This is a genomic window from Allobosea sp. 05T438, from assembly GCF_056396025.1.
This window is the reverse complement of record NZ_JBFTKQ010000003.1, coordinates 82,574-108,835: the sequence shown is the minus strand read 5'-3', so window position 1 is coordinate 108,835 and position 26,262 is coordinate 82,574. Positions and strand designations below refer to the sequence as shown.

The window sequence follows — 26,262 nt, the reverse complement described above, 5'->3', positions numbered from 1 at the left end:
CCTCGGTCCCTCAACGCTTCCAGAAGTTCTTCGAGACGGAGTCGAAGAAGGAGAAGATCGCGTCGCCGGCGATGACGCCAGCGGCGAAGACCTCCATGTCGCCCTCGCCGCTCTTGCCGCGCAGCTTCTCCCAGACCACCCGGCAGAGGATGCCGGCCAGCACCGCCCAGCCCGCCATCGGGAAGTTGATCAGGAGGCCGGTGGCGAAGAGCACGCCGATCTGCCGCTTCGGCCCGCCGATGAACTGCAGGATCGCGCCGGGGATCGCCCAGAGGAAGAGCTGCCAGGCGACGCCATCAGCCACGCCCGCCTTGATCGTCGCGGCATAGACCTTGTTCACGGGTGCGACGAGGTTCTGATCGAAGAAGGACTGGTAGGAGAACAGCACGACCGCGCCGGCGACCACGAAGGCGAACATCGCGGCAAAGAGCTGCTGGCGGCGACCATCAAGCTCGAAGGCGGGGTCCGCACCATTGCCGCGCAGCAGATAACCAGCCTTGAGGTCATAGCCCATATCGGCAAAGGCAGGGCCGGTTGCGGCCGAGAAGCCGACGAGCAGCGCCAGCGCCGGCATCGGGAAGCCGATCAGCATGCCGATGATCAGCGTGATCAGCGCCACCGCGAAGGCCGGGAACCAGCCCGAATGCATCGCGGCGAGGCCGACGATCAGCTCATGCACATAGGCCGCGAAGGCGGCGTAGAGCACGAACAGGATCAGCATACCGATCGACATGTCACTCATCAGGCCCCCGACGGCCGCGATGAAGATGGCGATGGCGAGATAGCCGACGGTGCCGAGGCCGAGCGCGCGGCGCACCTCCGCATCGCTGACACCGGCCCTGGCTTCGTCAGCCTTGGCGGCATCGCTGCGCCGGAACAGCAGCAGCGCAACCTGCAGGAGCGCGACGAGGCCGGCGCCGATCATGAAGCCATGCGGGATATAGGCGGCCATCAGGTCGCCCTTCGGGATGATGGTCTCGAACAAAGGTCCGCCGAAGAGCGGGCCGGAATAGCCGCGCAGCAGCAGGCCGACGCCGAACATCAGCAGCGCCCAGATATTGCCGATGAAGGCGACGCCGAAGGCCGACATCGGGATTCCGGTGACAGCGGCCGAGCCCGCGAAGCCGATCCAGGCGAGCGGGATCTTGATGAAGGAGGCGACGACGCCGGTGCCGAAGCCGATGCCCATCAGCACCGCCTTGCGCCCGCCCTCGTCGCCGGCCTTGATCGCCTCGGCTGCGGCGACGCCCGGCGGCCAGGCACCGGTCGCCGGGAAGACGCGGGAATCGAACATCCGGTAGAGCAGATAGGCGTCGAGCAGCATGGCGAAGAAGGCGCCCGCCAGCATCGGCAGCACGAGGTCCGGTCGGCCGAGCAGCCAGGGAATGCCGACCGGCAGGAGCAGGCTGTTCGCCGCGCCGAAGGTGGCCGAGGAGATCGCGCTCTGGGCCAGGTTCTGCACATGGATCGAGCGGTAGCGGGCGAAGATCGTGAGCGGCACCCGCGCCAGCGCCATGGCGGCGAGCGCGCCGATCAGCGAGGTGTTCGCGGTGATGCCGAGCGACACCAGAAGCTGCATGCCGATGATCGCGCCGAAGACGCAAAGAATGGCAATGAGCAGCAGCGTCGCCGGCTCGAATAGGCTCGGGTGCCGCTGAGGCACTCCTCCAGTCGGATTGTTCATGCCTCAGTCCCCATAATCGCCCCTTGCGGGCTGTTTGCGTTTCGATGCAGCCCGTCAGGCAACCAGGATGCCGGCCTTGGCCTCGCCAACGTCCTGCGTGGCATGCGTTCCCTGCACGCCGTAATCGCGCTTGGCGGCTTCCGGCGAAACGAGGCCGAGCGCGACGTCGCGGGCAATCGCCTCCCGCGAGCGCTCCGAGGCCGGGCCGTAACCGGCGCCGCCTGCCAGCACGAGCTCGACGATCTCATGTGGTTGCCTGACCTGGACGAGCTCGCCGGTGCCGACGTCCTTCAGCACATGGCCCTGCTCGTCGATGACCCGGCCCGAAGCCCCGCCGCCGGCCTTGCCGCCGAACAGGCCCGGGATCGGGTTGTTGACCCCTTCCGGATAGAGCGAGACCAGCGTCGGCAGCCCGTCATCGGAGAGCTTGCGCAACCGCACGCGCTGGCCGAGGCCACCGCGATGCTGGCCGGCGCCGCCGGAATCGGTGAGATAGGTCTTCTCGACCACCAGTACCGGCACCCGCGATTCGAAGGTCTCGATCGAGGTGTTGGCCGCCGAGGTCGGGTAAAGCAGACCCGACTTGCCGTCGCCCTGGGCCGAGCCGCCCTGGCCGCCGCCGCAGAAAAGCATGTCGGAATAGGTGTCGCCGGCCGCATCGCGGCCATAGACGTTCGCCGCCACCGGCAGGCCGGTGAAGGCCTGGACCTGCTTCGGCGCCGCCTTGGACAAGGCGCGGAAGATGTTCGGCGCCAGATACCAGCCGGTGCGGGTGCGCAGGTTCACCGCCAGCGGCTTGTCGCAGTTCAGGATCGAGCCCTTCGGGGCCTCGACCGTGAAGGCGCGGTAGCAGCCGGCATTGCCGCGGACATTAGGCGTCAGCATGCATTTCAGCGGATAGGTCGCATGCGCCATCGTATAGTTGAGCGTGCAGTTCAGCCCACCCTGCGAGAGCTGCGGCGGCGCTCCGGCGAAGTCGAGATGGATCGTGTCGCCCTTCACCGTCAGCGCCAGCGGATAGGTCATCGGCGTACCCAGCGGGTTGTTCGAGACGGTGCCGTGATAGGTGCCGTCCGGCAGCGCGCGGATCGCCTCGCGCATCGCCTTCTCCGAACGGCTCTGCACGACATGGGCGAGCGCCCGCAGATCCTGCATGCCGTAATCGGTGAGGAAGGACTGCAGCCGCTCGGCGCCGATCGCGTTCGCCGCGACGAAGGAGTGGAGATCGCCGAGCACCTGCTCGGAATTGCGCACGTTCTCGCCGAGCAGGCGCACCAGCGTCTCGTTGATCCGGCCGGCCTCGTAGAGCTTCATCGGCGGGATCTGGAAGCCTTCCTCGTAGATCTCGCGAGCGCGCAGCGAATCCTTGGTGCCGCCGATGTCGGAGACGTGGCCGACCGTGCCCATCAGTCCGACGACCCGGTCGCCGAGGAAGACGGGGGTGACCACCGCGATGTCGAAGAGATGGCCGGCGCAGAGCCAGGGATCGTTGGTGATCAGCACGTCGCCGGGCTCGAGCGTATCCGCCGGATAGCGCTCCAGCAGCGCCTTGACCGCGCGCGGCAGCGTCAGGTTGAACACCGGCATGGCGCGTGGACTGTGCGCCAGCGTCTCGCCTTCGGGATCGAGGAGCTCGCAGGCGAAGTCCTGCGCCTCCGAGATCACCAGCGAAAAGGCGGTGCGGCAGACCGTCAGCCACATCTCCTCGACGACATTGATCATGCGGCTCCACATGATCTCGAGCGAGATCGGATCGGCCTCGATGCGGCGCGCGGCCTCGGCCAGCGGCATGTCGGCTGTGATCGAGGTCTCGACCGCATTGGCCTGGCCGACATGGATGAGCAGGTTCAGCACATCGTCGATGGCGACGCTGTCGCCCGGCGGGATGATGGTGGTCGCCTCGCGCTCCTCGATGATCGCCGGCCCCTTGACGGTGTCTCCGGAGCGCAGCGCATAGCGGTCATAGACCGTCGCCTCGCTCCAGCCACCCTCGAACCAGGCCTTGCGGGTGCCCTTTATCTTGGCCGTCGCATCGCCGCCGCCGGCTGCTCCAGAGAGCGACAGGGTCGGGACGGGCCCGGCGCAGCGGACGCGGAAGTTGATCGCCTCCAGCCGCGCGCCCTCATAGACCGAGGTGTAGCGGGCGGAATAAGCCTTGCTGAAGGCAGCGCGGATCGCTTCCAGGCTGGAAGCATCGATGGTGCCGGCCGGCAGCGGCACGGCGATATCGTGCATCTGGCCGACGAGGCGCATATCGCCCGAGCGCTCGACCGTGACGTCCTCCGGCTTCACCCCGGCCTCGATCAGGTGCTTGCGGCCCTCGGCCTCGAGGTCCCTGAGCACGGCGTTGACGGCCTCGGCATCGAAGCCCTCGGAAAACTCGACCGGCAGCGAGCGCACCATGTCGAAGGAGAGCGGCGCAGCGAGGAAGCCGAGCGCGGAAGCCGCGCCCGAGGCCGGCGGGATGATGACCTGCCTGACGCCGAGCACGCGAGCGACGTCGACCGCATGGGCCGGGCCGGCGCCGCCGAACCCGACCATGGCGTAGTGGCGGGGGTCCTTGCCCTTCTCGACGAGGTGGACGCGGGCGGCCGCGCCCATGCTCTCGACCACGACCTTGTGGATGCCCCAGGCTGCTTCCTCGATCGAGAGGCCGAGCGGCTCGGCGACCGTCGAGACGGCCTTGCGCGCCGCCTCAAGGTCGAGCGCCATGCGCCCGCCCAGGAAGAAGCCCGGATCGTAATAGCCGAGCACGAGATTGGCGTCGGTCACGGTCGGCTTGGTGCCGCCCATGCCGTAGCAGGCCGGGCCCGGATCGGAGCCGGCCGAATGCGGGCCGACCTTGAGCAGGCCGACCTCGTCGATCGCCGCGATCGAGCCGCCGCCGGCGCCGATCTCGATCATGTCGATGACCGGGGCCTTGATCGGCAGGCCGGAGCCCTTGGCGAAGCGGTTGACGCGGCCGGCTTCGAGCATCGGCGCGATCTCGGCGCGGCCATCCTCGATCATGCAGGCCTTGGCGGTAGTGCCGCCCATGTCGAAGGAGATCACGTCCTTATGGCCGGCGAGCTCGCCGAACAGGGCCGTGGCAAGGCCGCCGCCGGCCGGACCGCTTTCGAGCAGGCGGATCGGGAAGGTGCGCGCCGTCTCGGGCGAGACGAGGCCGCCGGCCGAGTGCATCAGCGTCAGCGAGCCGCGGAAGGAGCGGGCGGCGAGCTCACGCTCCAGCCGCTGCAGATAGCGCCGCATCAGCGGCTGGACATAAGCATTGGCCGCCGTGGTGACGAAGCGTTGGTACTCCCAGATCTCGGCCACGACCTCGCTCGACAGCGAGACGGTGAGCTCCGGGCAGGTCTCGCGGACGATGCGGCCGGCTTCCTGCTCATGTGCCGGGTTGCGGTAGCTGTTGAGGAAGCAGACCGCGATCGCCTCGCAGCCGGCGGCTTCGAGCTCGCGGGCGGCCTTGCGCACGGCATCCGCGTCGAGCGCGGTCACGACTTGGCCGTCGCGATCCATGCGCTCGGCCACTTCGAGGCGATGTTCGCGCGAGACCAGCGGATCGGGGAAGGTCAGGAACAGGTCGTAGATGTCGTAGCGCTGCTCCGTCCCCATTTCGAGGATGTCGCGAAAGCCCTTCGTAGTGATCAGGCCGAGCTTGGAGCCCTTGCGCTCGATCACGGCATTGGTGACCAGCGTCGTGCCGTGGACGATATCGCCGACATCAGCCAGCGTGATCCCGGCCATCTCGGTGAGTTCGCCGAGGCCGATCAGCGCGGCCTCGGACGGGTCGTGCGGCGTCGTCAGGCGTTTGTGCAGCCGAACCGAGCGCTCCTGCGAGTCGTAGAGGATGAAATCGGTGAAGGTGCCGCCGATGTCGAAGCCGATACGCCAACGATTGCTCATGGAGCGATCTCCGCGATGGGAAGGTTCAAGGGAAGGAAGCGCTTGTCCTGGGTCAGGGCCGCGATCTCGGCGGCGCCCTCCCCCAGCGAACGGATGATGGCGAGGCGCTCGGCCGGCTCGACCGTGGCAGCCGGGAAGGAGATGCAGATCGCAACCTCGTCGCCGGTAGCTGGATCGCCGACGGCGACCGAGATGGCGCGCACGCCGCGCACCGCCTCGTCATGGGATTCGGCGAAGCCGGCGCGCCGGACCACGGCGAGGCGGGCCAGCAGCTCGTCCATGGTCTGCGGCGCGGTTTCGGAGGGAGCGGTGAAGTCCGCCGGATAGAGCGCACGGACCTCGTCGTTCGAGAGCCTGGCGAGCAGTGCGCGGCCGGTGCTGGAAGCGAAGGCGGGGATGCGGTCGCCGATCGCGGTGACGACGCGCAGCGCATGGCGCCCCGGATGGGCGGTGACGCCGACGATCTCGTTGCCGCGGCGGACGCTGATATAGCCGGTATGCCCGATCTGGTCGGAGATCTTGCCGACCACCGCATCGGCGCGGTCGATCAGCGAGGCCGCAAAGCGATAGAGATGCCCGACCTGGTTGAGCAGCAGCGAGGGGCGATAGCGCTTGCTGTCACCGACCGTTTCGAGAAGCCCCTCGTCCCGCATCGCCCGCAGCAGCCGCGAGGCGTTGCTCTTCGGCATGCCCAGCAGAGAAACGAGATCGGTCACTGTCACGTCGTGACGGGTGCTCGAGAAGCAACGAAGCACATCCACGGCCGACGACAGGATGGACATCGGGATGAACCTTAGAAGTTCCATTAAATGGAACTTGAGTTGCAATATCAGGAACGATACGCCGGTCAATAAAGATGTCAATCCTGTGATCGCACGCGGCCGCTGCGCGTTCCGCCGTCTCGACGCCCGCCATGCTCGGCTGTATCCCCGCCTTTAGGTCGGCTTTCTCCGGCCGCCGCGCCTTGCCGCTACGGAGTTCTCGGGATGAGCGACACCCTGCTTTATCTGTCGCGCGAGGACGTCCGGGCCCTGTCGATCCCGCCCGCCGCGGCGCGGGAAGCCGTGCTCCAGGGCTTTCGCCACCATGCTGCCGGGCTGAACCGCAGCCTGCCGAAGAGCACGCTGACGCTAGGCCACGGCCACGGCTTCCAGGCGATGACGGCGGCGTCCTCCCCGCTGGGGATCGCCACGGTAAAATGGGTGGCGATGGCGCCCGTCGCTGCCGGCTCTCCACTGCCGGCGGTGAGTGCGCTGATCTGCGTCAGCGACTACGAGACAGGCCAACCGCTCGCCGTCCTMGACGGCGACGAGATCACGCTCATGCGCACCGCGGCGATCAGCGCCGCCGCGGCATCGCTGCTGGCGCCAACCGCACCGCAAACCATCGGCTTCGTCGGCTGCGGCTTGCAGGCTCACGCCCATCTCGCCGCCTTCCACGACCTCTATCCCGGCCTGACCAACGCGCTGATGCTGAGCCGGAGCCGCTCCTCAGCCGAGCGCCTCGCCGAAGCGGCGCGCGCAGCCGGCCTTGCTGCTGCGGACATCGTTGATGATGCCGACGCACTCCTCGCCCGCAGCGACATCGTGATCTCGATGGTGCCGGGCGCGGCGGGCATGACGCCCTTCCTTGATGCGAAGCGCCTGAAGCCGAACGCCTTGGCGGTCGCAGTCGATACCGGCCGTAGCTGGAAGCCGGAGACGCTGCCGGCCTTCGACCTTCTGGCCACCGACAGCCTCGAACAATCGCGCGCCCCCTATGGTGCCGACGGCAACCCCGTCACCACCGTCGCCTTCCAGCATGACCTGATCGGGCTGGCCGCGGCACCGCAGCCGAACGCGGCGGCCGGGCGCTCCCTCTTCGCCTTTCGCGGCGTCGCCTTCGCCGACCTGGCACTTGCGCATCTTGCCGTCGCGCGGGCCCGCGCGCAGGGGCTCGGGACGGTCCTGCCACGCTGAGGCTAGCTCTTGCCGAGCAGCTCGAAGGTGCGCGGATCGGCAATCCCGTCGAAGAAGCGGCGCAGCACCGCACGATAGGGGTTGGCGCCGTCCCCGCTCGCGACATCGAACAGCGTCATCGAGGAGCACAGCTTCCGGTCGTCGGGCGAGCCGAAGATTGCGTTTGCGCTGCGGCCCTCATGCGCCAACACCGCCTCCGTGATGGTTCGGAGGCGCGGCCCGAGAACCGGATGCGCCAGATAGGCCCGCGCCTCGTCGAGCGAGCCGATGCCGTAGAATTCGGAGTTCGGGGACAGACCCAGACCCCGCATCTGCGGGAACACGAACCAGATCCAGTGGCTGCGCTTGCGCCCGGCCTTCACCTCGGCGAGCGCATCGTCCCAGACGGGTTCTTGCGCATCGAGAAAGCGCTGCAGACGGAATGGATCGGACATCGGCGCACTCCCTGCTTCGCCATCCCCAACGCACGAGCCGCCTCGCCGTTCATTCGGCTGCGCCCAGTGCGCTTGAGCCGGCGCACGCCCATGCTATTCCCGCCGCACGGACCCAGCGAGACCCGACACCATGACCCAGCGCCTGCGCGATTTCGGCCTCTCCTGCGGCATCATGCAGCCGGGCCTGCTCAACGCCATCACCGACGTGCCGGGCGTGAAGCTCGGCCACTGCACCCTGCGCGAAGGCGACACCCTCACCGGCTTCACCGCACTGCTGCCGCATGACGGCAACCTCTTCCGCCGCAAGCCGCGCGCGGCGGTCGAAATCATCAACGGCTTCGGCAAAAGCGCGGGGCTGATGCAGCTCGCCGAGCTCGGCCAGATCGAGACGCCGCTCCTGCTCTGCAACACGCTCGCAGTCGGAACCGGCTTCGACGCTCTGGTCGCCCGCGCTCTCGCTGCCAACCCCGACATCGGCCGCGAGACCGGCACGGTCAATCCGGTCGTGCTCGAATGCAATGACGGCTATCTCTCCGACATCCGCGCTCGCGGGCTGACGCAGGAACACGCCTTCGCCGCGCTCGACGCCGTCGCCTCAGGGCCGGTCGCGGAGGGCGCGGTCGGCGCCGGCACCGGCATGAGCGCCTTCGGCTTCAAGGGCGGCATCGGCACCGCCTCGCGGCGCTTCGATCTCGATGCGGTGAGCTACACGCTTGGCGTGCTCGCGCTGGCGAATTTCGGCAATGCAGGCGACCTCGTCCTGCCCGACGGCCGCCGCCCGGTTCCGCCGGAAGGGAGGCCGCAAAGCGAGCGCGGCTCGGTCATCCTGGTCATCGCGACCGACGTGCCGCTGGAGTCGCGGCAATTACATCGCGTCGCGCGGCGCGGCGGCGCCGGCCTCGCCCGGCTCGGCGCCTTCTGGGGCAATGGCAGCGGCGACATCGCCGTCGCCTTCTCGACTGCCGATCCGATCGACCACGATCAGCCGAACGACCTCGTCGCGCTGCGCGCCCTCAACGAGAGCCGCATCGACACGCTCTTCCGCGCCGCCACTGAAGCGACGCAGGAGGCCGTGCTCAACGCGATGATCACGGCCCCGGCCACGACCGGGCGGGACGGGCATCATCGCCCCTCGCTCGGGGACTGGCTCAGGGCGAACGCCGGCTAAAACAGAACCACCCCGTCATGCTCGCCCTTGTGGCGAGCATCCACGTCTTGAACGCCGTCCGGCATCGGTGAAGACGTGGATGGTCGGGACAAGCCCGACCATGACGGACAGCGAACCGATCCAGGCCGCTCAGGCCCACTCGCCCTTGCGGAACACCGGCACGCGGCGCCCATCGGCATGGACGCCATCGATATCGACCTCGCCGGAGCCGATCATCCAGTCGATATGGATCAGGCTCTTGTTGCCGCCCTGCGCCGCGATCTGCTCCGGCGTCAGGTTGGCGCCGTCGACGAAGCATTTCGAATAGCACTGCCCAAGCGCGATATGGCAGGAGGCGTTCTCGTCGAAGAGCGTGTTGTAGAACAGGATGCCGCTCTTTGAGATCGGCGAGGAATGCGGCACCAGCGCGACTTCACCGAGCCGGCGGGCGCCCTCGTCCGTGTCCAGCACCTTGTTGAGCACGGCCTCGCCGCGCGCGGCCTTGGCCTCCACGATCCGGCCCCCCTCGAAGCGCACCTGGATGCCGTCGATTAGCGAACCCTGATAGGAGAGCGGCTTCGTGCTCGACACGTGACCCTCGACCCGGCGCGCATGCGGGGTGGTGAAGACTTCCTCGGTCGGGATATTCGGGTTGCAGACGACGCCGTTCTTGGCCGGCGAAGCGCCGCCCTGCCAGTCATGGCCATCGGCCAGGCCCACGGTGAGATCGGTGCCCGGCCCGGTGAAGTGCAGCGAGGCGAAGCGCTGGCCGTTCAGCCAGTCGCGGCGCGCCCGCAGCGCGGAGTTATGCGCCGCCCAGGCCGCGACCGGATCGGCCTCGTTGATGCGGGAGGCGGCGAAGATCGCCTCGGCCAGCTTGCCGACCGCCACCTCCTCGGCGTCATCCGGGAACACCTGGCGAGCCCAGGCCGCGCTCGGATAGGCCAGGATGTTCCAGTTGATGTCGAAGCCGGCGATCTTCTCCAGCGCCGGCTGGTAGGCGACGGAATTCGCCTTGCTGGCGCGGCCGACCTTGGCCGGATCCTCATTCGCCAGCAGCATCGGATTGTCGCCGACGACGGCGAGTCGCGCGGTGTTGGCCGAGAAGGCCTTGGCGACGCCCTCATAGAGCCAGCCCGGCGCCTTGTCGAAGCTCGCATCCGGCGCATAGCGATAGCGCGCGAGCGTGATCTCCTCGTCCGCCAGCATCGGCGTCACGATGCCGGCGCCAGCCTTGTAGGCGTGCTCGGCGATGCGCCGCACCAGCGGCAGCGCCGCGACCGGCGCGGTGAGGAACAGGTCCTGCCCAGGCTGCAGATTGAGGCCGACGCGGATGGCGACCTCCGCCAGCTTGTCCAGCTTGGCGGCATCGATGGCTTGCCGGGTCTCTTGGGGACGCTGATGAACAGTCATGGCACTCAACCTGTCGGATTCGGGATATCAGCCATTGCTCGCCCAAATCGCCGCCGGGTCAACCGTCCCGGCGGCAAGGCAGCCATCCGGTGACCGGGCGGCGAGCGATCACGCGGTCGTTTCAGCCTGCTTCGTGCCCAGCCTGAGCTTGCTCGCCCGCAGCAGATGACTGCGCATCAGCGCCGAGGCGACCTCGTTCTCGCCCGCCTCGAGATGGTCGAGCATGGCTAGATGCTCCGTGCAATTCACCTGCACGCGCTCGAAGCCCAGGCCCCAGTCGTAGTTCGAGAGGCGCCGAAGCTGGTTCTGGCGCCGCACGGCCGAATGGAAATAGCGATTGCCCGTCGCCGCGGCCAAGCCTTCGTGAAAATCGGCATTCATTTCGTAGAAGGCGATGCTGGAGGATTCGCGCCAGGGTCGTTGCAGGGCGTCGACATGCCGCGCCCGCATCTCCGCGATCCAGCCGGGCTCGAGGCGGAAGCCCGGTTCGAGCATCCCCATCGGCTCGATCACCATGCGGAAGCGATAGCTCTCGTCGCGAAGGCGCTTGTCGCGCGGCTCGTGCAGGAAGCGCCAGCCATAGCCGGGCTTGCGCTCGACCATGTCGAGATCGGCGAGGCGGGCGAGCAGTTTCTGCGCCTCGGGCCGACCGAGATCGTAGCGCCGCATCACCTCGAGCTCGGAAACCTCGTCCGGCAGCAGCCCGTTCTCGCGCTCATGCGCCAGCCGGACAATGGCGAGATCGATCGCGTCCGGCGGCAAGGCGCCGTCGCTCTCGGCAGGCAGCTTCAGGATCTCGACGCCCTTGTTGAGATGGCGCCGGACGATGCCCTGCTCGGCGAGATGGTCGAGCGCCGCGCGCACCGGCGTCCGTGATACGCCGAGGCGGCGCGCCGTCGCGTTCTCGTTCAGCCAGGCACCGGCATCGAGCGCATCGTCCCGCACCAGTTGCAGGATGCGGCCGACGATCTCCTGCTGCAGCCGGGTCGGCATTGCCATCGGAAAGCCCTTGCCTGTTTTAGTTTGCGATGAAATACATTACAGATCGATGTCACGCCAGCATATCGGAAAGTTGTGCGCCATGGTCCAGCCCTGCCCCTTCGTCGACGTTTCGGGCTCGCCCTATGAACGCGGCCGCCAGCATGGCGCGGCCGTGCCGCAGCGCGTGAAGCGCTCGATCGAGCTCTATGGCGGCCAGCTCGGCGATCTCGGCTACGACGCCACGGCCAAATCCGCGCTGATCGGCGAGTTCGCCAGCGAGATCGAGGCCTTCGGCGCCCATTACATCGAGGAGATGCGGGGCATCGCCGACGGCGCTGGCGTCGCGCTCGAAGACATCATCATGGTCAACGCCCGCACCGAGGTCATCGCCAAGGCGCGGATGGTCAAGAACAAGCCCGTTGAGGCGACAGAAGAGCTCGACGACGGCTGCACCGGCGCGATCATCCTGCCCGAGCGCAGCGCCACCGGCGAGCTGATCCACGGCCAGAACTGGGACTGGCGGGCCGAATGCGCGGAGACCGCGATCGTGCTGCGCGTGCGCCGCGACGACGGGCCGGATTTCCTGACCTTCGTCGAGGCCGGCGGCCTCGCCCGCTGCGGCATGAACGCGGCGGGCATCTCGATCACCGCCAACTATCTCGAATGCGAGCGCGACTTCACCCAGTCGGGCGTGCCGCTCGCACTGATTCGCCGCAAGGTGCTGGAGCAGGAGCACCTCGCCTTCGCGATCAAGGCCGTGGCGGCGACGCCGAAGGCCTGCTCCAACAACATGATGCTCTCGACCGTGAAGGGCTTCGGCATCGATTTCGAATGCGCTCCGGACGAGGCCTTCCCGATCTATCCGGAAGACGGGATGATCGTTCACGCCAACCACTGGGTCGGCCAGATCGCCTTGACCAAGGTGAAGAACACCAGCATCCCGCGCGTGCCGGAGAGCTTCTATCGCGACTGGCGCGTCAAGAAGCTGCTCGATGAAGCCGGCCGCAAGCTGACCGTCGACGATCTCAAGCAGGCCCTCTTCGACGATTTCCTGACGCCGTATTCGGTCTGCCGTCCGGCGCGCCCGAACGAGCAGGGCAACCTCTCGGCGACGGTCGCAATGGTGATCATGCAGCCCGCCAAGGGGATCATGGAAGTCGCGCCGCTGCCGGCCGAGAACCGCGTCTTCACCCGCTACAGCCTGACCGAGGATCCCGTCCTGCTCGCCGAAGCGGCCGAATAGTCCGGCCGTAAAGCATTTTCGGGCGAAGTGGACACCGGTTCGCCCGAAGAAAATGCCTCAGCAAAGCCAGAGCCCCCGCGCGCGGGAGAAGCGCGGTGGCTCTGGCACCGCGTCACAACCGAATAAAAAACAGGGGAACATGATGCGCCAAACCACCTCCACCGTCCTTGCCGCCGCGCTCCTGTGCAGCGGCTTGGTCCAAATTGCCGAAGCGAGCACGCTCAAGATCCAGCTCCGCGCCGATATCCGCTCGATCAATCCGGGCGTCAATCGCGACGCCAATACCGACGGCGTCGTCGTGCAGATGGTCGAGGGCCTCGTCGCCTATGGCGAGGACGCCTTGCCGAAGCCGTTGCTGGCCGAGAAGATCGACATCTCCCCGGACGGCAAGAGCTACAGCTTCACCCTGCGCCAGGGCGTGAAGTTCCATAACGGCGCCCCGCTGACCGCAGCCGACGTGCTGTGGAACTGGAACCGCTACATGGATCCGAAGACCGACTGGCGCTGCCTCTCGGAGTTCGACGGCCGCGGCCAGGTCAAGGTCGAGAAGATCTCCGCGCCGAACGACCGGACCGTCGTCTTCGACCTGGACAAGCCGAGCGCGCTCTTCCTCTCGGCGCTCGCCCGCACCGATTGCGCGATGACCGGCATCCTCCACAAGGACTCGGTCAAGGCGGACGGCTCCTTCGACAAGCCGATCGGCACCGGCCCGTTCAAGTTCGCGGAGTGGAAGCGCGGCGAGTACATCCGGCTGGAGCGCTTCGCCGACTACGCCTCGCTGCCCGGCAAGATCGACGGCCTGACCGGCGCCAAGAAGCCGCTGGTCGACGAGGTGCGCTTCCTGATCATCCCCGACAACGCGACGGCCAAGGCCGCCCTGCTGAAGGGCGATATCGACGTTGTCCCGGATATCGCCAATACCGACATCGCCGAGCTCAAGAAGAACGACAAGGTCAAGACCTCCGTCGTCACCAGCATGGGCCTCGTCGGCCTGATCATCCAGACCCGCGACCCGCTGCTGCAGAACCTCAAGCTGCGCCAGGCGATCGCCGCCGCGATCGACTCCAAGGAGCTGGTCGCCGCCGTCAGCGACGGCATCGGCACGCCGAACAACTCGATCGTCCCGGCTCTTTCGGCCTATTACGGCCCGGTGCAGAAGGAAGGCTGGAAATACGACCCGGCCGCCGCCAAGAAGCTCATCACGGAAGCCGGCTACAAGGGCGAGAAGATCGTGATGCTCGCCAACAAGCGCTACCCCGAGAGCTTCGATGCCGCGGTCGTCGCCCAGCAGATGCTGCAGGCCGTCGGCGTCAATGTCGAGATCGAGGTGCTGGAATGGGCGACGCAGCTCGACCGCTACAGCAAGGGCAACTACCAGATCCAGGCCTTCCCCTATTCGGGCCGCATGGACCCCGCGCTGAGCTACGAGTCGATGACCGGCCCGAAGGACAAGCAGCCGCGCAAGCTCTGGGACAATCCGGAGGTGCAGGCCGAGCTCGACAAGTCGATGGTGGTGACCGACCGCGCCGAACGTCAGAAGATCTTCGACGGGCTGCACAAGCGCTTCCTCGCGGAAGTGCCCATGGTGATGCTCTATAACGGCATCGTCGGCGGTGCGATGGGCGCCAAGACCAAGGGCTATGTCTCGACCGTGAGCTCGCTGCCGCGGGCCTGGGAAGTCACCGTCGGCGAATAGCGCTCAAACCGCCCCATCTTCGGGATCTCCCGCGACATCGAGGCATGCCCGTACAGGGCGTGCCCTGACGGCATGGCAGTAAGGGGAACGAGAATGATCCGCATTTCAGCGCCTGCTCTCGCGCTCGCACTTATCGGCGGGGCGGCCCAGGCACAGACGATCAACGTCGCGCTCAACGCCGACATCCGCAGCACCAATCCGGGCGTCAACCGCGACGACAATACCGACGCCGTCGTGCTGCACATGGTCGAGGGCCTCGTCGGCTATCGCGAGAATGGCGCTGTCGCGCCGCTGCTCGCCGAGAAGATCGAGATCTCGCCGGACGGACGGACCTACACTTTCCACCTGCGCAAGGGCGTGAAGTTCCACAACGGCGCCGAGATGACCTCGGCCGACGTTTTGTGGAGCTGGAACCGCTACATGGATGCGAAGACCGACTGGCGCTGCAAGGCGGAATTCGACGGCCGGCTCGGGCTGAAGGTCATTGAAGCGGCCGTCCCCGATGCAACGACCTTCGTGATGAAGCTGGAGAAGCCGAGCGCGCTCTTCCTCGACACCATGGCCCGCACCGACTGCGCGATGGTCGCGATCCTGCACAGGGACTCGGTCAAGGCCGACGGCAGCTGGGACAAGCCGGTCGGCACCGGCCCGTTCCAGCTCGCCGACTGGCGCCGAGGCGAATTCGTCCTGCTCAAGCGCTTCGATGCTTACGCTTCCCCGCCCGGCGAGAAGCGCGACGGCTATGTCGGCTCCAAGCGCCCGCTGGCGCAGGAGGTCAAGTTCCTCTCCATCGCCGATGGCGCGACGGTGAAGGCCGGCCTGATGTCGGGCGCGCTCGACGTCGCGGATGTGCCCGACGAGGACGTGCCGGAGATGAAGAAGAGCGGGTTGCAGGTGTTGACGGCGCCGAGCGCCACCAAGCACGGCATTCTGCTCCAGAGCCGCGACCCGCTGCTCGGCGATGCCCGCATGCGCCAGGCGATCGTGGCGGCGCTCGATCAGGACGAGATCGTCGGCGCCGTCTCGAACGGCCTGGGCAAGACCAATAATTCGGCGGTCTACATCACCTCACCCTTCTACGACGAGGTCCAGAAGAAGCGTTACACGCACGATCCGGCGCAGACGAAGAAGCTGCTGGCCGAAGCCGGCTACAAGGGCGAGACGATCAAGCTGATCGCCAACAAGCGCTCGACCGTGCCGAGCTACCCCGTCGCGATCATGGCGCAGGCGATGCTGCAGGCCTCCGGCATCAAGGCCGAGATCGAGATCCTGGAATGGGCGACGCAGCTCGACCGTTTCTCGAAGGGCAACTACCAGATGATGTCCTTCAGCTATTCCGCCCGCATCGACCCCGCCCAGAGCTACAACCAGTTCTCCGGCCCCAAGGACAAGCTGCCCTCCAAGGTCTGGGACAATGCGGAGGCCAACGCCCTCATCGAGAGGGCAACGCTGGTCAATGACGAAGCCGAGCGGAAGAAGATCTTCGACCAGCTGCATGTGATGATGCTGGCCGATGCGCCGCTGATCTTCCTCTACAACCAGGTCGACACGGCTGTCGTTTCCAGGCGTCTGCAGGGCTTCGCGCCCTGGGTCGCCTCGAAGCCGCGCCTCTGGGAGGTCAGCGTCGCCAAGTAACCTCCGGGTGCGTCGGTCAGCCCGGCCCGCCGATCGGGGCCGGCTCTGGCGTGCCGCCCTTGACGACATGCGCCGCGATCACGGCGGCGAGGCGTCGGCCGTCCCGGGCCTTCAGGGCCTCCATCATCGCGTAGTGCTCGCGGTCGCTGCGCAGCAGTGATTCATGCGAGCTCCAGACCGTGATCTGCGAACCGCGCGCCCGGTCTCGTAGCGCCCAGATCGTTTCCTCGAGCACGGCATTGCCGCAGAAGGAGTACAGCAGCTGATGGAAGATGCGGTTGATCTCGCTCTGCTCGGTGCGGCTGCCGGTCAGCACCGCCTTGGAGAACTGCGCCGCGAGCTCGTCCAGCCGCGCGATCGTCGCCGCGTCGATACGGGCGACGATACCCGCCGCCGCCGCCATCTCGAGGATGACCCGTGTCGCCTGGATCTCCTCATAGGTCTTCATGTCGACCTCGGCGACGCGATAGCCCCGGTTCGGGACATGCTCGATCGTCTTGCGCACGGCGAGCTCGTCGAGGGCGCTGCGCACGTCGAAACGCGTCGCCTGGAAGCGCTCCTCGAGATCGATCTGACGGAGCCACTCGCCCGGCCTGAACATGCGCAGCCTGATCGCCTGCGCGATCTCGTTCGCGAGGATGGCCCGCCGCGTGCCGGTGTTTCTGCGTTTCCGCTCGGACGTCATGAAGGGCTCTCTAGCAGGATTCGGGCGGCGCGACAGAAGTCGGTTGCGAAGCCAACCATAACATGCGACACAATTGGCGCCAATAATTTCGCCATAGGAGAGAAGCCGTGAGCGCCGTGGCAGAAAAGACCGGTAAGCCGGAAATCGAGGCAGCCGCGCGCGCCAAGGCGCTCTACGAATACGGACCGACCTCGATCTACGCCTCGAAGCACGATCCACGCTTCCCCTATTGCCTCTATGTCCCGCCGAACCTCGGCAAGACCGGCGAGGCGCCAGAGCTCATCGTCGCCATGCACGGCACGGGCCGCGGCTTCACTGGCTATCGCGACGCCTTCTCGGCCTTCGCCCGCTGGAACAACTGCATCATTCTGGCGCCGCTCTTCCCGATCGGCGTGATGGGCGACGGCTACCGCGACGGCTTCAAATACATGCGCGAGGGCAACCTCCGTTACGACCATGTGCTGCTCGCCATCGTCGAGGAGGTCTCCGAGCGCTACGGCATCGCCTTCGAGCGCTTCGGCCTGTTCGGCTATTCCGGCGGCGGCCATTTCGCCCACCGTTTCCTGCTGCTGCAGCCGCACAAGCTCTGGGGCGTCTCGATCGGCGCGCCGGGTTCGGTGACCCTGCTCGATCCCTCGCGCGACTGGTGGGTCGGGACGCGCAACTTCGCCGAGCTCTTCGGCCAGGAGCTCGACATCCCCGCGATGCAGCAGGTCGCGGTGCAGATGGTCGTCGGCGCCGCCGATCTCGAGACCTGGGAGATCACCCACAAGCCGGGCGGCCGCAACTGGATGCCGGACGCCAACCATGCCGGCGCGACGCGGCCGGAGCGGCTGGCGAGCTTGCGCGATTCCTTCGCAGAGAATGGCATCGCGGCGCGCTTCGATCTCGTGCCGAACACGCCGCATGACGGGGTCAAGGTCGTGCCGGTGGTCGAGGACTTCTTCGCCGGCGAACTCAGCAGGATTCGCGCCGCCCGCAAGGCCGGCTGAACGACCATAACGACAACAGGGGAACCATCATGAAGCGCCTCCTTGTCTCCGCCGCTGCGCTCGCCCTCTCGGCCGGCGCCCTGCAGGCCCAGACGCTGACCGCCGTGCTCAACGCCGACATCCGTTCGACCAACCCCGGCGTGAACCGGGACGGCAACACCGACGCGGTCGTTCTGCACTTCGTCGAAGGGCTCGTCGGCTATGCCGAGGACGGCTCGGTCGGCCCGCTTCTGGCCGAGAAGGTCGACATCTCCGCGGACGGCAAGACCTATACCTTCCGCCTGCGCAAGGGCGTGAAATTCCACAACGGCGCCACGATGACCTCGGCCGACGCGCTGTGGAGCTGGAACCGCTACATGGATCCGAAGACGGATTGGCGCTGCCTGTCCGATTTCGACGGGCGCAATGGCCTCAAGGTCATCTCCGCCACCGCTCCCGATGCCGACACCTTCGTCATGGAGATCAACGAGCCGAACGGGCTCTTCCTCGACTCGCTCGCCCGCGCGGACTGCGGCGGCACGGCCGTGATCCACAAGGATTCGGTGAAGGCCGACGGCAGCTGGGACAAGCCGATCGGCACAGGCCCCTTCATGCTCGGCGAATGGAAGCGCGGCCAGTCGGTCCAGCTCCTCGCCTTCGACCAGTACGTCTCGCCCAAGGGCGACAAGCGCGACGGCTACATCGGCAGCAAGCGGCCGCTGGTGAAGGAGGCGCGCTTCATGGTCATCCCCGATGCGGCGACGGTGAAGGCCGGCCTGCTCGCGGGCTCGCTCGACATGGCGCTGATGCCGGAATCGGACGTGCCCGATCTCAAGGGCGCGCCCAATGTCACGCTCGCGATTGCCCCGAACCCGGTCAGGCACAGCCTCATCATCCAGACGCGCGATCCGCTGCTGAAGAACCAGGCCCTGCGCCAGGCCATCGCCGCCTCGATCGACTTCCCCGAGCTCGTCGGCAACGTCAGCAACGGCCTCGGCAAGCCCAATAACTCGCCGGTCTACACGACCTCGAAATACTACGGCGGGGCGCAGAAACAGGGCTTCAAATACGACCCTGCCGCGGCCAAGGCCTTGCTGCAGAAGGCCGGTTACAAGGGCGAGAAGATCGTGATCCTCGCCAACAAGCGCTCCTCCGTGCCGAGCTTCAACACCGCCGTCATAGCGCAGGCGATGATGCAGGCGGCCGGCATCAATGCCGAGATCGAGGTGCTGGAGTGGGCGACGCAGCTCGACCGCTACAACAAGGGCAACTACCAGATCCAGGCCTTCTCCTATTCGAGCCGCTTCGATCCCGCGCTCGGATTCGAGCAGATCGCCGGCCCGAAGGACAAGCAGCCGCGCAAGATCTGGGAGGACCCGGAAGCGCTCGAGCTGATCCAGAAGTCGATGGTGGTGACCGATACAGCCGAGCGCCAGAAGATCTTCGATGAGCTGCACAAGCGCTTCATCGAGCAGGTGCCGACCATCTTCACCCATAACGACCTCGACATCATCGCCCATTCCAAGCGCGTGACAGGCGTGACGCCGTGGGCGTCGCAGCTGCGGCTCTGGGAGGTTGGCTTCGCCAAGTGAGGCGGTGCCTCCGGCCCTGGCTTTGGCCGGGACCGGCAGTGAGGCTTGGGAGGGCCTTCGATGTTTCGTTTCGCGCTGACGCGGATCGCGATGGCGTTGCCGACGCTGCTGATCGTGGCGGTGTCGGTCTTCGTCCTGATCCGCCTGATTCCCGGCGACCCCGCACAGCTGATGCTGGGTGATCTGGCAACGCCGGCAAGCCTCGCCGATCTCCGGGCTCGGCTCGGCCTCGACCAGAGCCTGCCGGTGCAGTTCGGCATCTGGATCGGCAACGTGCTGCACGGCGATTTCGGCCAGTCGATCTCGTCGCAGCAGGCGGTGCTGCCGCTGATCCTGCAGCGCTTCTGGGTCTCGGCCCAGATCGTGCTGGTCGCGGTGCTGCTGGCGAGCCTCGTCGCCGTGCCGGCCGGCGTGATCGCCGCCTGGAAGCAGGATACGCCGATCGATCTCGGCCTCGTCGCCACCGCCACGCTGCTGCTCTCGATCCCCACTTTCTGGCTCGGCCTGTTGCTCCTGCTATTCTTCGGCCTCAAGCTCGAATGGCTGCCGGTTGTCGGCTACGTCTCGATCGCCGAAAACCCTTGGGCCGGCATCCTCTATCTCGTCATGCCGATCATGACGCTGTTCCTGCACGAGATCGGCGTGATCCTGCGCATGGCGCGCGCCTCGACGCTCGAGGTGCTCCGGCTAGACTACATCACCCATGCCCGCGCCAAGGGCCTCTCGGAAAGCGCGGTGCTCTGGCGCCATGCCTTCAAGAACGCCTTCGGCCCGACCTGGACGCTGATCGGCCTGGTGCTCGGCAACCTGCTCGGCGGCATCGCGGTGGTCGAGACCGTCTTCACGATCCCCGGCCTCGGGCGCCTGCTCGTCGATGCAATCTTCGCGCGCGACTATCCCGTGATCCAGGGCTGCATGCTCTTCGTCGCCTTCACCTATGTGCTGGTGAACCTCGTCATCGACCTCTGCTATCCGGTCTTCGATCCCAGGGTGACCGCGCAATGAGCAGCAACAGCACCATGAGCGGTGGCGGCGCCGTGAAGAAGGCCAGCCGAATGAAACTCCCCGCCGCCAATGCGATCGTCGGCGGCACGCTGATCGGCATCCTGCTCGCGACGGCGTGCATCGGCGCCCTCTGGACACCCTACGATCCGCTCAAGCTCTCCTTCCGCGAGAAGCTGGCGGCGCCCTCCGCGCTGCACTGGCTCGGCACCGACGAGTTCGGCCGCGACGTGCTGTCCCGCCTGATGGCGGGCGCGGCGACCTCGGTCTGGATCAGCCTGCTGACGGTGACGCTCGCCGTCGTGATGGGCACCACGATCGGCCTGTTCTCCGGCTATATGCGCGGCTGGGTCGACCGGGTGATCATGGCCTTCAACGACGCGCTGCTCGCCTTTCCCGGCATCCTCCTGGCGCTCGGCCTGCTCGCGGTGGTCGGCGCCAACAAATACGGCATCATCGTCGCGCTCGGCATCGCCTATACGCCGTCGGTCGCCCGCGTGGTCCGCGGCACGGTGCTCTCCCTGCGCGAGCGCGAGTTCATTGCCGCCTCGCGCGTGATGGGCAACTCCGAGAGCTTCACCATGGCCCGCCACATCCTGCCGAACTGCATCGCGCCGCTGACCGTGCTGGCGACCTCGATGTTTGGCTATGTGCTGCTGGCGGAAAGCGCGCTCTCCTTCCTGGGCCTGGGCGTTCCGCCGCCGGCGCCGACCTGGGGCAACATGCTCGCAGGCTCCCGGCCCTATATCGGGCAGGCCGTCTGGCTCGGCATCTTCCCGGGCTTGTGCATCTCGCTGACCCTGCTCGGCATCAACCTGCTCGGCGATGCCGTGCGCGACAGGCTCGACCCGCGGATGAGGGGTTCGCGATGACCAAAGCGCTTTCAAGCGAAGTGGGCACCGGTTCGCGTCAAGAAAACGCGGCCAACAAGAGCGCCGCCGCTCTCCTAGACGTCGCCGGCCTGACGCTCAGGATCGGCACGACCGGCCGCACGGTCGTCAACGACGTCTCCTTCCAGGTCTTCCCCGGCGAGATCGTCGGCATCGTCGGCGAATCCGGCTCGGGCAAGACGCTCGCGGCCCGCGCCGTGATGGGCTTCATCCCCCCCGCCGTCGCGCTCACCTCCGGCACGATCCGCTTCGACGGGCAGGACGTGATGGCGATGAGCGGCAAGGATCTGCGCGCCATGCGCGGCTCGCGCGTCGGCATGGTCTTCCAGGAGCCGATGACCTCGCTCAACCCGTCGATGTTGATCGGCCGCCAGCTCGACGAGGGTCTGGCGCTGCACCGCAAGCTCGACGCAGCCCAGCGCCGCGCGCTCATCCTCGACATGCTCAGGCGCGTCGGCCTGCGCGACCCGGAAGGCGCGCTCACCGCCTATCCGCACCAATTCTCCGGCGGCATGCGCCAGCGCATCATGCTGGCCTCGGTGATGCTGCTGAAGCCGGCGCTGCTCCTCGCCGACGAGCCGACCACGGCCCTCGACGCTGTCGTCCAGCGCGACGTGATGGAGCTGATGGTCGAATTGACCCAGGCCAACAACACCGCCGTGCTGCTGATCTCGCATGATCTCGGCATGGTCGCGCGCTATTGCAGCCGCATCGTCGTGATGTGCCAGGGCGACGTGGTCGAGCAAGGATCGAGCGAAGAGATCCTCGCCCGACCGCAGCACCCCTATACGCGCAAGCTGCTCTCGGCGATGCCGCACCGGCTGCCGGCGCGGCTGCTGCCGCAGGCGAAGACCCCGATCGTCTCGGTCCGCGACCTCGTCGTCGAATATCCCGGCCGGCAGGGCTTCTTCCGCAAGGAGGCAGCCAAGCGCGCGCTGCATGGCATCAGCCTCGACGTGCAGCCCGGCGAGGTCGTCGCCGTGGTCGGCGGCTCCGGCTCGGGCAAGACCACTCTCGGCCAGTCCATCGCCGGGCTCGTCAAGCCGGCCGGCGGCGAGATCCGCTTCAACGGCAAGCCCATCGCGAAGAGCGAGACGGCTTACTGGGACTATCGGCTGAACTGCCAGATGGTGTTCCAGGACCCCTATTCCTCGCTCGATCCGCGCATGACGATCGGCCAGCTCGTCGGCGAGCCGCTGCGGCTGGTACCGGACATGACTCCGGGAGACAAGAAGGCGCGCGTCGCCGAGGTTCTGGCCGAGGTCGGCCTCAAGGACGGCTTCGCCGAGCGTTACCCGCATGAGCTCTCGGGCGGCCAGCGCCAGCGCATCGCCATCGCCCGGGCGGTCGTGCGCCGGCCGAGCTTCGTCATCGCCGACGAGCCGGTCTCGGCGCTCGACGTGACCGTGCGCGCGCAGGTGCTCGAGCTCTTCGACGAGTTGCAGAAGAAGCACGGCTTCTCCTGCCTCTTCATCAGCCATGACCTCGGCGTGGTCGAGCAGGTCGCCGACCGGGTCATCGTTATGCAGGACGGCCGCATCGTCGAGGAAGGCCCCCGCGACGACATCTTCGACAATCCGCAGCACGCCTACACTCAGAAGCTTCTCGCAGCCGTCCCCGGCCTCGAAAGCACCGGCGATGGCGGCGTCAGGCTGTTCTGGCGGCGCGCCGAAAACGACGCATCGGTCGTCAGCTAGGGTCTGTCGACACTTCGCCACCTCGGCCTTTTCGCGGCCTCGCCGTCATTCCGGATCAAGCCCGGGATGACCGCGTGAGTCCGCGTAAAATCAGCATGCTCCAGTTCGAGAACGAAATCGGCCCGGAATCCATCGTCGGTGGCGGCACCGTGCGATGGTTTCCGGGCCTTTTCTTCGCTCCGCGTCGAAGGCGGAGCGAAGGAATAATGGCTTCGATCAGCGCTTGCGCTTGGCGCCGACCAGTTCGTCCCACTTGCGGAAGGCGACGACCATCTTGTCCGGCTTCAGCGGCAGCTCGATCGGGTTCTTGGCGATGAGGTCGGCATACTCAGGCCGGCCGAACTCCGCGATCACCTCCTGGCTGCGCTTCGGCGCCAGCGAGAGCGGCACGTCCTTCACCGCCGGGCCCGGATAGAGATAGCCCTCGTCATAGGAATAGGCCTGCATCTTCGGCGTCAGCACATGCGCCATGATGTCGAGCACGACGGCAAGGCGATCGTTCGGGATGCCCTTCGGCACGCACATGAAGAAGGCGTCCGAGACCCAGTGGAAGCCCTTCAGCGTCTGGATCTTGGCTTCCTTCGGCACGATGCCGAGCGCACGCGGATTGATGTCCCAGCCCGTGGTCGAGATGATGATGTCGCGCGAGCCGTCGCCGAACTCCTTCATCGTCGCGCCCGTGCCGGCCGGGTAGTACTCGATGTGCTCGCCGAGTTCCTGCAGATAGGCCCAGGTCTTGTCCCAGCCATTGACCGGGTCCTGCGGATCCTTGTCGCCGAGGATATAGGGCAGACCCATCATGAAGGTGCGGCCGGGGCCTGAATTGGTCGGGCGCGCATACATGAACTTGTTGGGATTGGCCTTGGCCCAGGCCAGCAGCTCGTCGGCCGTCGTCGGCACCTGCTTGACCCGGTCCGGCATGTATTCGAGCAGCGGCCCGGACGGGTAATAGTTCACCACCGTGCCGTAGCCGGCGCCCTGCACCTTGTGCAGGTTGAGCGCCGCCGGCTCGTAGTTCTGCTCGATATTGGGGAATTTCTCGGCGAAATCCGGGAAGATCTTGAGCCAGAGATTCTGCTCGAGGCCGGCAGCCAGGCCATCCGAGCCGGTCAGGACCAGATCGAGATCGGCGCGCCCGGCATCCTGCTGCGCCTTGATCTTGCTCGCCAGTTCCGGCGCCGGCGCTTTCACATAGGTGATGCGCGAGACGAGCTTGGGATTGGCGTTGCGGTAGTCGTCGAAGGCCTGCTGCATCAGCGCCAGCGCCCCGCCGACATCGATGATGTTGATGCCGACCGGCGCCGAAGGCAGCGGCGGCGCGGCGGCGAAGGCGCCGTTCGCGCCGATGGTCAGCGCGCCGAGGCCGCCCAGCACGGTGCGGCGATCCACGCCTTTCGAAAATTCGCTCATCGTTTTCCCCTCTTGCTTGGTTGGTAACGTCTTCAGGATGCCGCCACAGCGGCGAAATCGCGGCGCTCGTTGCCGATGCGCACGCTGCGGATGCGGAGTTCCGGCGACCACTCGATCGCGCTCTCCGGCAAGGTGATGCCAGCCTGCGCCAGCGCGTCGGCGATGCAGGCCAGCGCATGGGTCGAGGCCATGGCAATTGCCCCCTCCGGCGTCGCGATGCCCCAGCCGACGACATTCCGAACGGCGTCGTCGAGCTTGAGCGCGGAGCCCGCCAGCGAGGCGCCGCCCGGCTGGCGCACCGAACCATCGGCGGCGAGATCGACCGGCATGCCGGCGAAGCTGTAACGGCCCGGCACCGCGCCAGCAGCGACCACGGCGTCCGTGACGAGGATCGAGCGCTCCGCGCCCTTTGCCCGGATCAGGCTCTTCAGCGCCTGCGGATGGATATGGATGCCATCCGCGATGAAGCCGGCCATCAGCCGGTCTTCGGCGAGCTGGGCGAAGAGCGGGTTGACGAGCTTGTGCAGCTGCTGCGGCAGGCCGTTGCCGAGATGGGTCGAGAGCGTCGCGCCCGCCTCCGCAGCGGCGGCGGCGGTCTCGAAATCGACGGCGGAATGGCCGATGGCGACGACCTTGCCCGCTTGCGCCAGCTTGCCGGCGAGGACGACGCCGCCTTCGACCTCCGGCGCCAGCGTCACCATCAGGATCGGCCGCGACAAGAGCTGGTCAAGATGCGCGACGAGCTCGGCCGTTGCCGCCGTCATCGCCTCCGGTGGGTGGCAGCCGGAATAGCCGGCGGACGGGTTCAGGAACGGGCCTTCGAGATGGTAGCCCGGACACATCAGCGGCCCGAGCCGGCTTCCGCTCACCGCTGCGTCGAGCGCCCGGAATCGCTCTTCCAGCTCATGCGGATGCGCAGTGATGATCGTCGGCAGGCAGGTGGTCACGCCCGTCGCCAGCATCGCCTCCAGCGCCCGGTCGAGCTCCGCCGCCGTGATCGTACCGGAGTTGAAATCGACCCCGGCGAAGCCGTTGACCTGCAGATCGACGAGACCGGGCGTGCGCATCGTCAGCCCTTCCGGCTCAGCAGCGAAGCGGCCGGCGGATCGATGAACAGCACGGTGCGCTTGTGTGTCTGCAGGATCGAGGCGGGGCTGAGATTGCTGACCGGCCCTTCCAGAGCGGCCTTGGCGGCCTCGGCCTTGCGCGTGTCGGAGACGGAGAGGACGATCAGCTCGCTCTTGAGGATTTGGCGCACGCTCATCGAGATCGCCTGCTGCGGCACGGCGTCGAAGCTCGGGAACCAGCCCTCGCCGAATTGCTGCTGCCGGCAGGCCTCGTCCAGGTTCACGACGAGATAAGGCTCCTCGGTCTCGAAATCCGCCGGCGGGTCGTTGAAGGCGAGATGGCAGTTCTCGCCGATCCCGGCGAAGCAGACGGCGATGCGCTTGCCGGCGATCTGCTGGTTGAGCTGCTTTACCGCCGCTGCGGCATCGCCCTCGCCATCGACCGGAATGAAGGTCGGCGCGCTGTTCAGCGGCGCCATGAAGCGCTCGCGCAGATAGCGCCGGAAGCTCGCCGGATGGCTCTCGCTCAAACCGACATATTCGTCGAGATGGAAGGCCGTGACCTTCGACCAGTCGATGCCCTCGGCCGCCACGAGATGCTTCAGCATCTCGAACTGGCTCGCGCCGGTCGCCACGATGATCGTCGCTTCGCCGTGACGGGCGAGTTCTTCACGGATCGCCTGCGCGCCGAGCGCCGCCGCCTGCTGGCCGAGCGTCTCCTTGTCGGAGGCAACATGCATCTCGATCATCGATTTTTGAACCTTTTACGTCAGGAAATTTCCGATATTCTGGTATCGAGCTTATGAAGCTTCAGCTGAAACGCAATGATTAATTTTGAACGCAACCGTTCTGAA

At 66.9% G+C, this 26,262-nt stretch carries 20 protein-coding genes; 10 read left to right on the top strand and 10 right to left on the bottom strand.

The window, feature by feature from the left end; translation table 11 throughout:
- Positions 1 to 10: 10 nt before the first annotated feature.
- From AC1DIN_RS08920 to AC1DIN_RS08910, 3 genes are read right to left on the bottom strand one after another with little or no spacing between them, the layout of a single operon-like run.
- Positions 11 to 1,684 carry an OPT/YSL family transporter gene (locus tag AC1DIN_RS08920; RefSeq protein ID WP_476809475.1) on the bottom strand — a complete coding sequence of 558 codons (1,674 nt, stop codon included), beginning with the start codon at positions 1,682 to 1,684 and terminating at the stop codon, positions 11 to 13.
- A 54-nt stretch (positions 1,685 to 1,738) separates the two neighbouring features.
- Positions 1,739 to 5,587 carry a hydantoinase B/oxoprolinase family protein gene (locus AC1DIN_RS08915; protein WP_476809474.1) on the bottom strand — a complete coding sequence of 1,283 codons (3,849 nt, stop codon included), beginning with the start codon at positions 5,585 to 5,587 and terminating at the stop codon, positions 1,739 to 1,741.
- Positions 5,584 to 6,369, bottom strand: coding sequence for an IclR family transcriptional regulator (locus AC1DIN_RS08910; protein WP_476809473.1), 786 nt, complete (start codon positions 6,367 to 6,369; stop codon positions 5,584 to 5,586). Before AC1DIN_RS08910 ends, AC1DIN_RS08915 begins: the two co-directional genes overlap by 4 nt.
- 204 nt (positions 6,370 to 6,573) lie before the next feature.
- Between AC1DIN_RS08910 and AC1DIN_RS08905 the strand changes: the two genes are divergently transcribed.
- Positions 6,574 to 7,545 (top strand): ornithine cyclodeaminase family protein, encoded by a 972-nt coding sequence (locus AC1DIN_RS08905; RefSeq protein WP_476809472.1) that lies wholly within the window; start codon positions 6,574 to 6,576, stop codon positions 7,543 to 7,545.
- 2 nt (positions 7,546 to 7,547) lie between these two features.
- Here the strand turns inward: AC1DIN_RS08905 and AC1DIN_RS08900 are convergent, their stop codons facing one another.
- The gene (locus AC1DIN_RS08900) at positions 7,548 to 7,979 is read right to left on the bottom strand and encodes a DUF1810 domain-containing protein (protein ID WP_476809471.1); all 432 of its coding nucleotides are present in this window, start codon (positions 7,977 to 7,979) and stop codon (positions 7,548 to 7,550) included.
- A 130-nt stretch (positions 7,980 to 8,109) separates the two neighbouring features.
- On the opposite strand from AC1DIN_RS08900, the gene AC1DIN_RS08895 reads away from it, so the two are divergent.
- Positions 8,110 to 9,147, top strand: coding sequence for a DmpA family aminopeptidase (locus AC1DIN_RS08895; protein ID WP_476809470.1), 1,038 nt, complete (start codon positions 8,110 to 8,112; stop codon positions 9,145 to 9,147).
- A 129-nt stretch (positions 9,148 to 9,276) separates the two neighbouring features.
- On the opposite strand, the gene AC1DIN_RS08890 is transcribed toward AC1DIN_RS08895, so the two are convergent.
- Positions 9,277 to 10,539, bottom strand: a complete 1,263-nt coding sequence (locus AC1DIN_RS08890) for an aminopeptidase (RefSeq protein ID WP_476809469.1) — start codon at positions 10,537 to 10,539, stop codon at positions 9,277 to 9,279.
- Positions 10,540 to 10,647: 108 nt separating this feature from the next.
- Complete coding sequence (locus tag AC1DIN_RS08885) at positions 10,648 to 11,538, bottom strand: GntR family transcriptional regulator (protein ID WP_476809468.1); 891 nt, start codon at positions 11,536 to 11,538, stop codon at positions 10,648 to 10,650.
- A gap of 82 nt (positions 11,539 to 11,620) precedes the next feature.
- Here AC1DIN_RS08885 and AC1DIN_RS08880 point away from each other — a divergent pair, with 82 nt between their 5' ends.
- From AC1DIN_RS08880 to AC1DIN_RS08870, 3 genes are all read left to right on the top strand, one after another.
- Positions 11,621 to 12,763 carry a C45 family autoproteolytic acyltransferase/hydolase gene (locus AC1DIN_RS08880; RefSeq protein WP_476809467.1) on the top strand — a complete coding sequence of 381 codons (1,143 nt, stop codon included), beginning with the start codon at positions 11,621 to 11,623 and terminating at the stop codon, positions 12,761 to 12,763.
- Positions 12,764 to 12,905: 142 nt separating this feature from the next.
- The gene (locus AC1DIN_RS08875) at positions 12,906 to 14,459 is read left to right on the top strand and encodes an ABC transporter substrate-binding protein (protein ID WP_476809466.1); all 1,554 of its coding nucleotides are present in this window, start codon (positions 12,906 to 12,908) and stop codon (positions 14,457 to 14,459) included.
- Positions 14,460 to 14,552: 93 nt separating this feature from the next.
- Positions 14,553 to 16,094, top strand: a complete 1,542-nt coding sequence (locus AC1DIN_RS08870; RefSeq protein ID WP_476809465.1) for an ABC transporter substrate-binding protein — start codon at positions 14,553 to 14,555, stop codon at positions 16,092 to 16,094.
- 16 nt (positions 16,095 to 16,110) lie between these two features.
- On the opposite strand, the gene AC1DIN_RS08865 is transcribed toward AC1DIN_RS08870, so the two are convergent.
- Positions 16,111 to 16,779, bottom strand: a complete 669-nt coding sequence (locus tag AC1DIN_RS08865; RefSeq protein WP_476809464.1) for a GntR family transcriptional regulator — start codon at positions 16,777 to 16,779, stop codon at positions 16,111 to 16,113.
- Positions 16,780 to 16,886: 107 nt separating this feature from the next.
- On the opposite strand from AC1DIN_RS08865, the gene AC1DIN_RS08860 reads away from it, so the two are divergent.
- From AC1DIN_RS08860 to AC1DIN_RS08840, 5 genes are read left to right on the top strand one after another with little or no spacing between them, the layout of a single operon-like run.
- Positions 16,887 to 17,771 (top strand): alpha/beta hydrolase family protein, encoded by an 885-nt coding sequence (locus AC1DIN_RS08860; RefSeq protein ID WP_476809463.1) that lies wholly within the window; start codon positions 16,887 to 16,889, stop codon positions 17,769 to 17,771.
- A 29-nt stretch (positions 17,772 to 17,800) separates the two neighbouring features.
- Positions 17,801 to 19,342: an ABC transporter substrate-binding protein gene (locus AC1DIN_RS08855; protein WP_476809462.1), complete on the top strand. Its 1,542-nt coding sequence runs from the start codon at positions 17,801 to 17,803 to the stop codon at positions 19,340 to 19,342.
- A gap of 60 nt (positions 19,343 to 19,402) precedes the next feature.
- The gene (locus AC1DIN_RS08850) at positions 19,403 to 20,347 is read left to right on the top strand and encodes an ABC transporter permease (protein ID WP_476809461.1); all 945 of its coding nucleotides are present in this window, start codon (positions 19,403 to 19,405) and stop codon (positions 20,345 to 20,347) included.
- Positions 20,348 to 20,397: 50 nt separating this feature from the next.
- Entirely contained in the window at positions 20,398 to 21,216 is an 819-nt protein-coding gene (locus AC1DIN_RS08845; protein ID WP_476809741.1) for an ABC transporter permease, read from the top strand.
- Positions 21,213 to 22,931 carry an ABC transporter ATP-binding protein gene (locus AC1DIN_RS08840; RefSeq protein WP_476809460.1) on the top strand — a complete coding sequence of 573 codons (1,719 nt, stop codon included), beginning with the start codon at positions 21,213 to 21,215 and terminating at the stop codon, positions 22,929 to 22,931. Before AC1DIN_RS08845 ends, AC1DIN_RS08840 begins: the two co-directional genes overlap by 4 nt.
- A 216-nt stretch (positions 22,932 to 23,147) precedes the next feature.
- Here the strand turns inward: AC1DIN_RS08840 and AC1DIN_RS08835 are convergent, their stop codons facing one another.
- Genes AC1DIN_RS08835 through AC1DIN_RS08825 form a run of 3 tightly spaced genes read right to left on the bottom strand, consistent with a single transcriptional unit; the run spans position 23,148 to position 26,157 of the window.
- Positions 23,148 to 24,341 carry an ABC transporter substrate-binding protein gene (locus AC1DIN_RS08835; RefSeq protein WP_476809459.1) on the bottom strand — a complete coding sequence of 398 codons (1,194 nt, stop codon included), beginning with the start codon at positions 24,339 to 24,341 and terminating at the stop codon, positions 23,148 to 23,150.
- 32 nt (positions 24,342 to 24,373) lie between these two features.
- Entirely contained in the window at positions 24,374 to 25,408 is a 1,035-nt protein-coding gene (locus AC1DIN_RS08830) for an N-acetylglucosamine-6-phosphate deacetylase (protein WP_476809458.1), read from the bottom strand.
- Positions 25,409 to 25,410: 2 nt separating this feature from the next.
- Positions 25,411 to 26,157 carry a 6-phosphogluconolactonase gene (locus tag AC1DIN_RS08825; protein WP_441469420.1) on the bottom strand — a complete coding sequence of 249 codons (747 nt, stop codon included), beginning with the start codon at positions 26,155 to 26,157 and terminating at the stop codon, positions 25,411 to 25,413.
- Positions 26,158 to 26,262 lie beyond the last annotated feature (105 nt).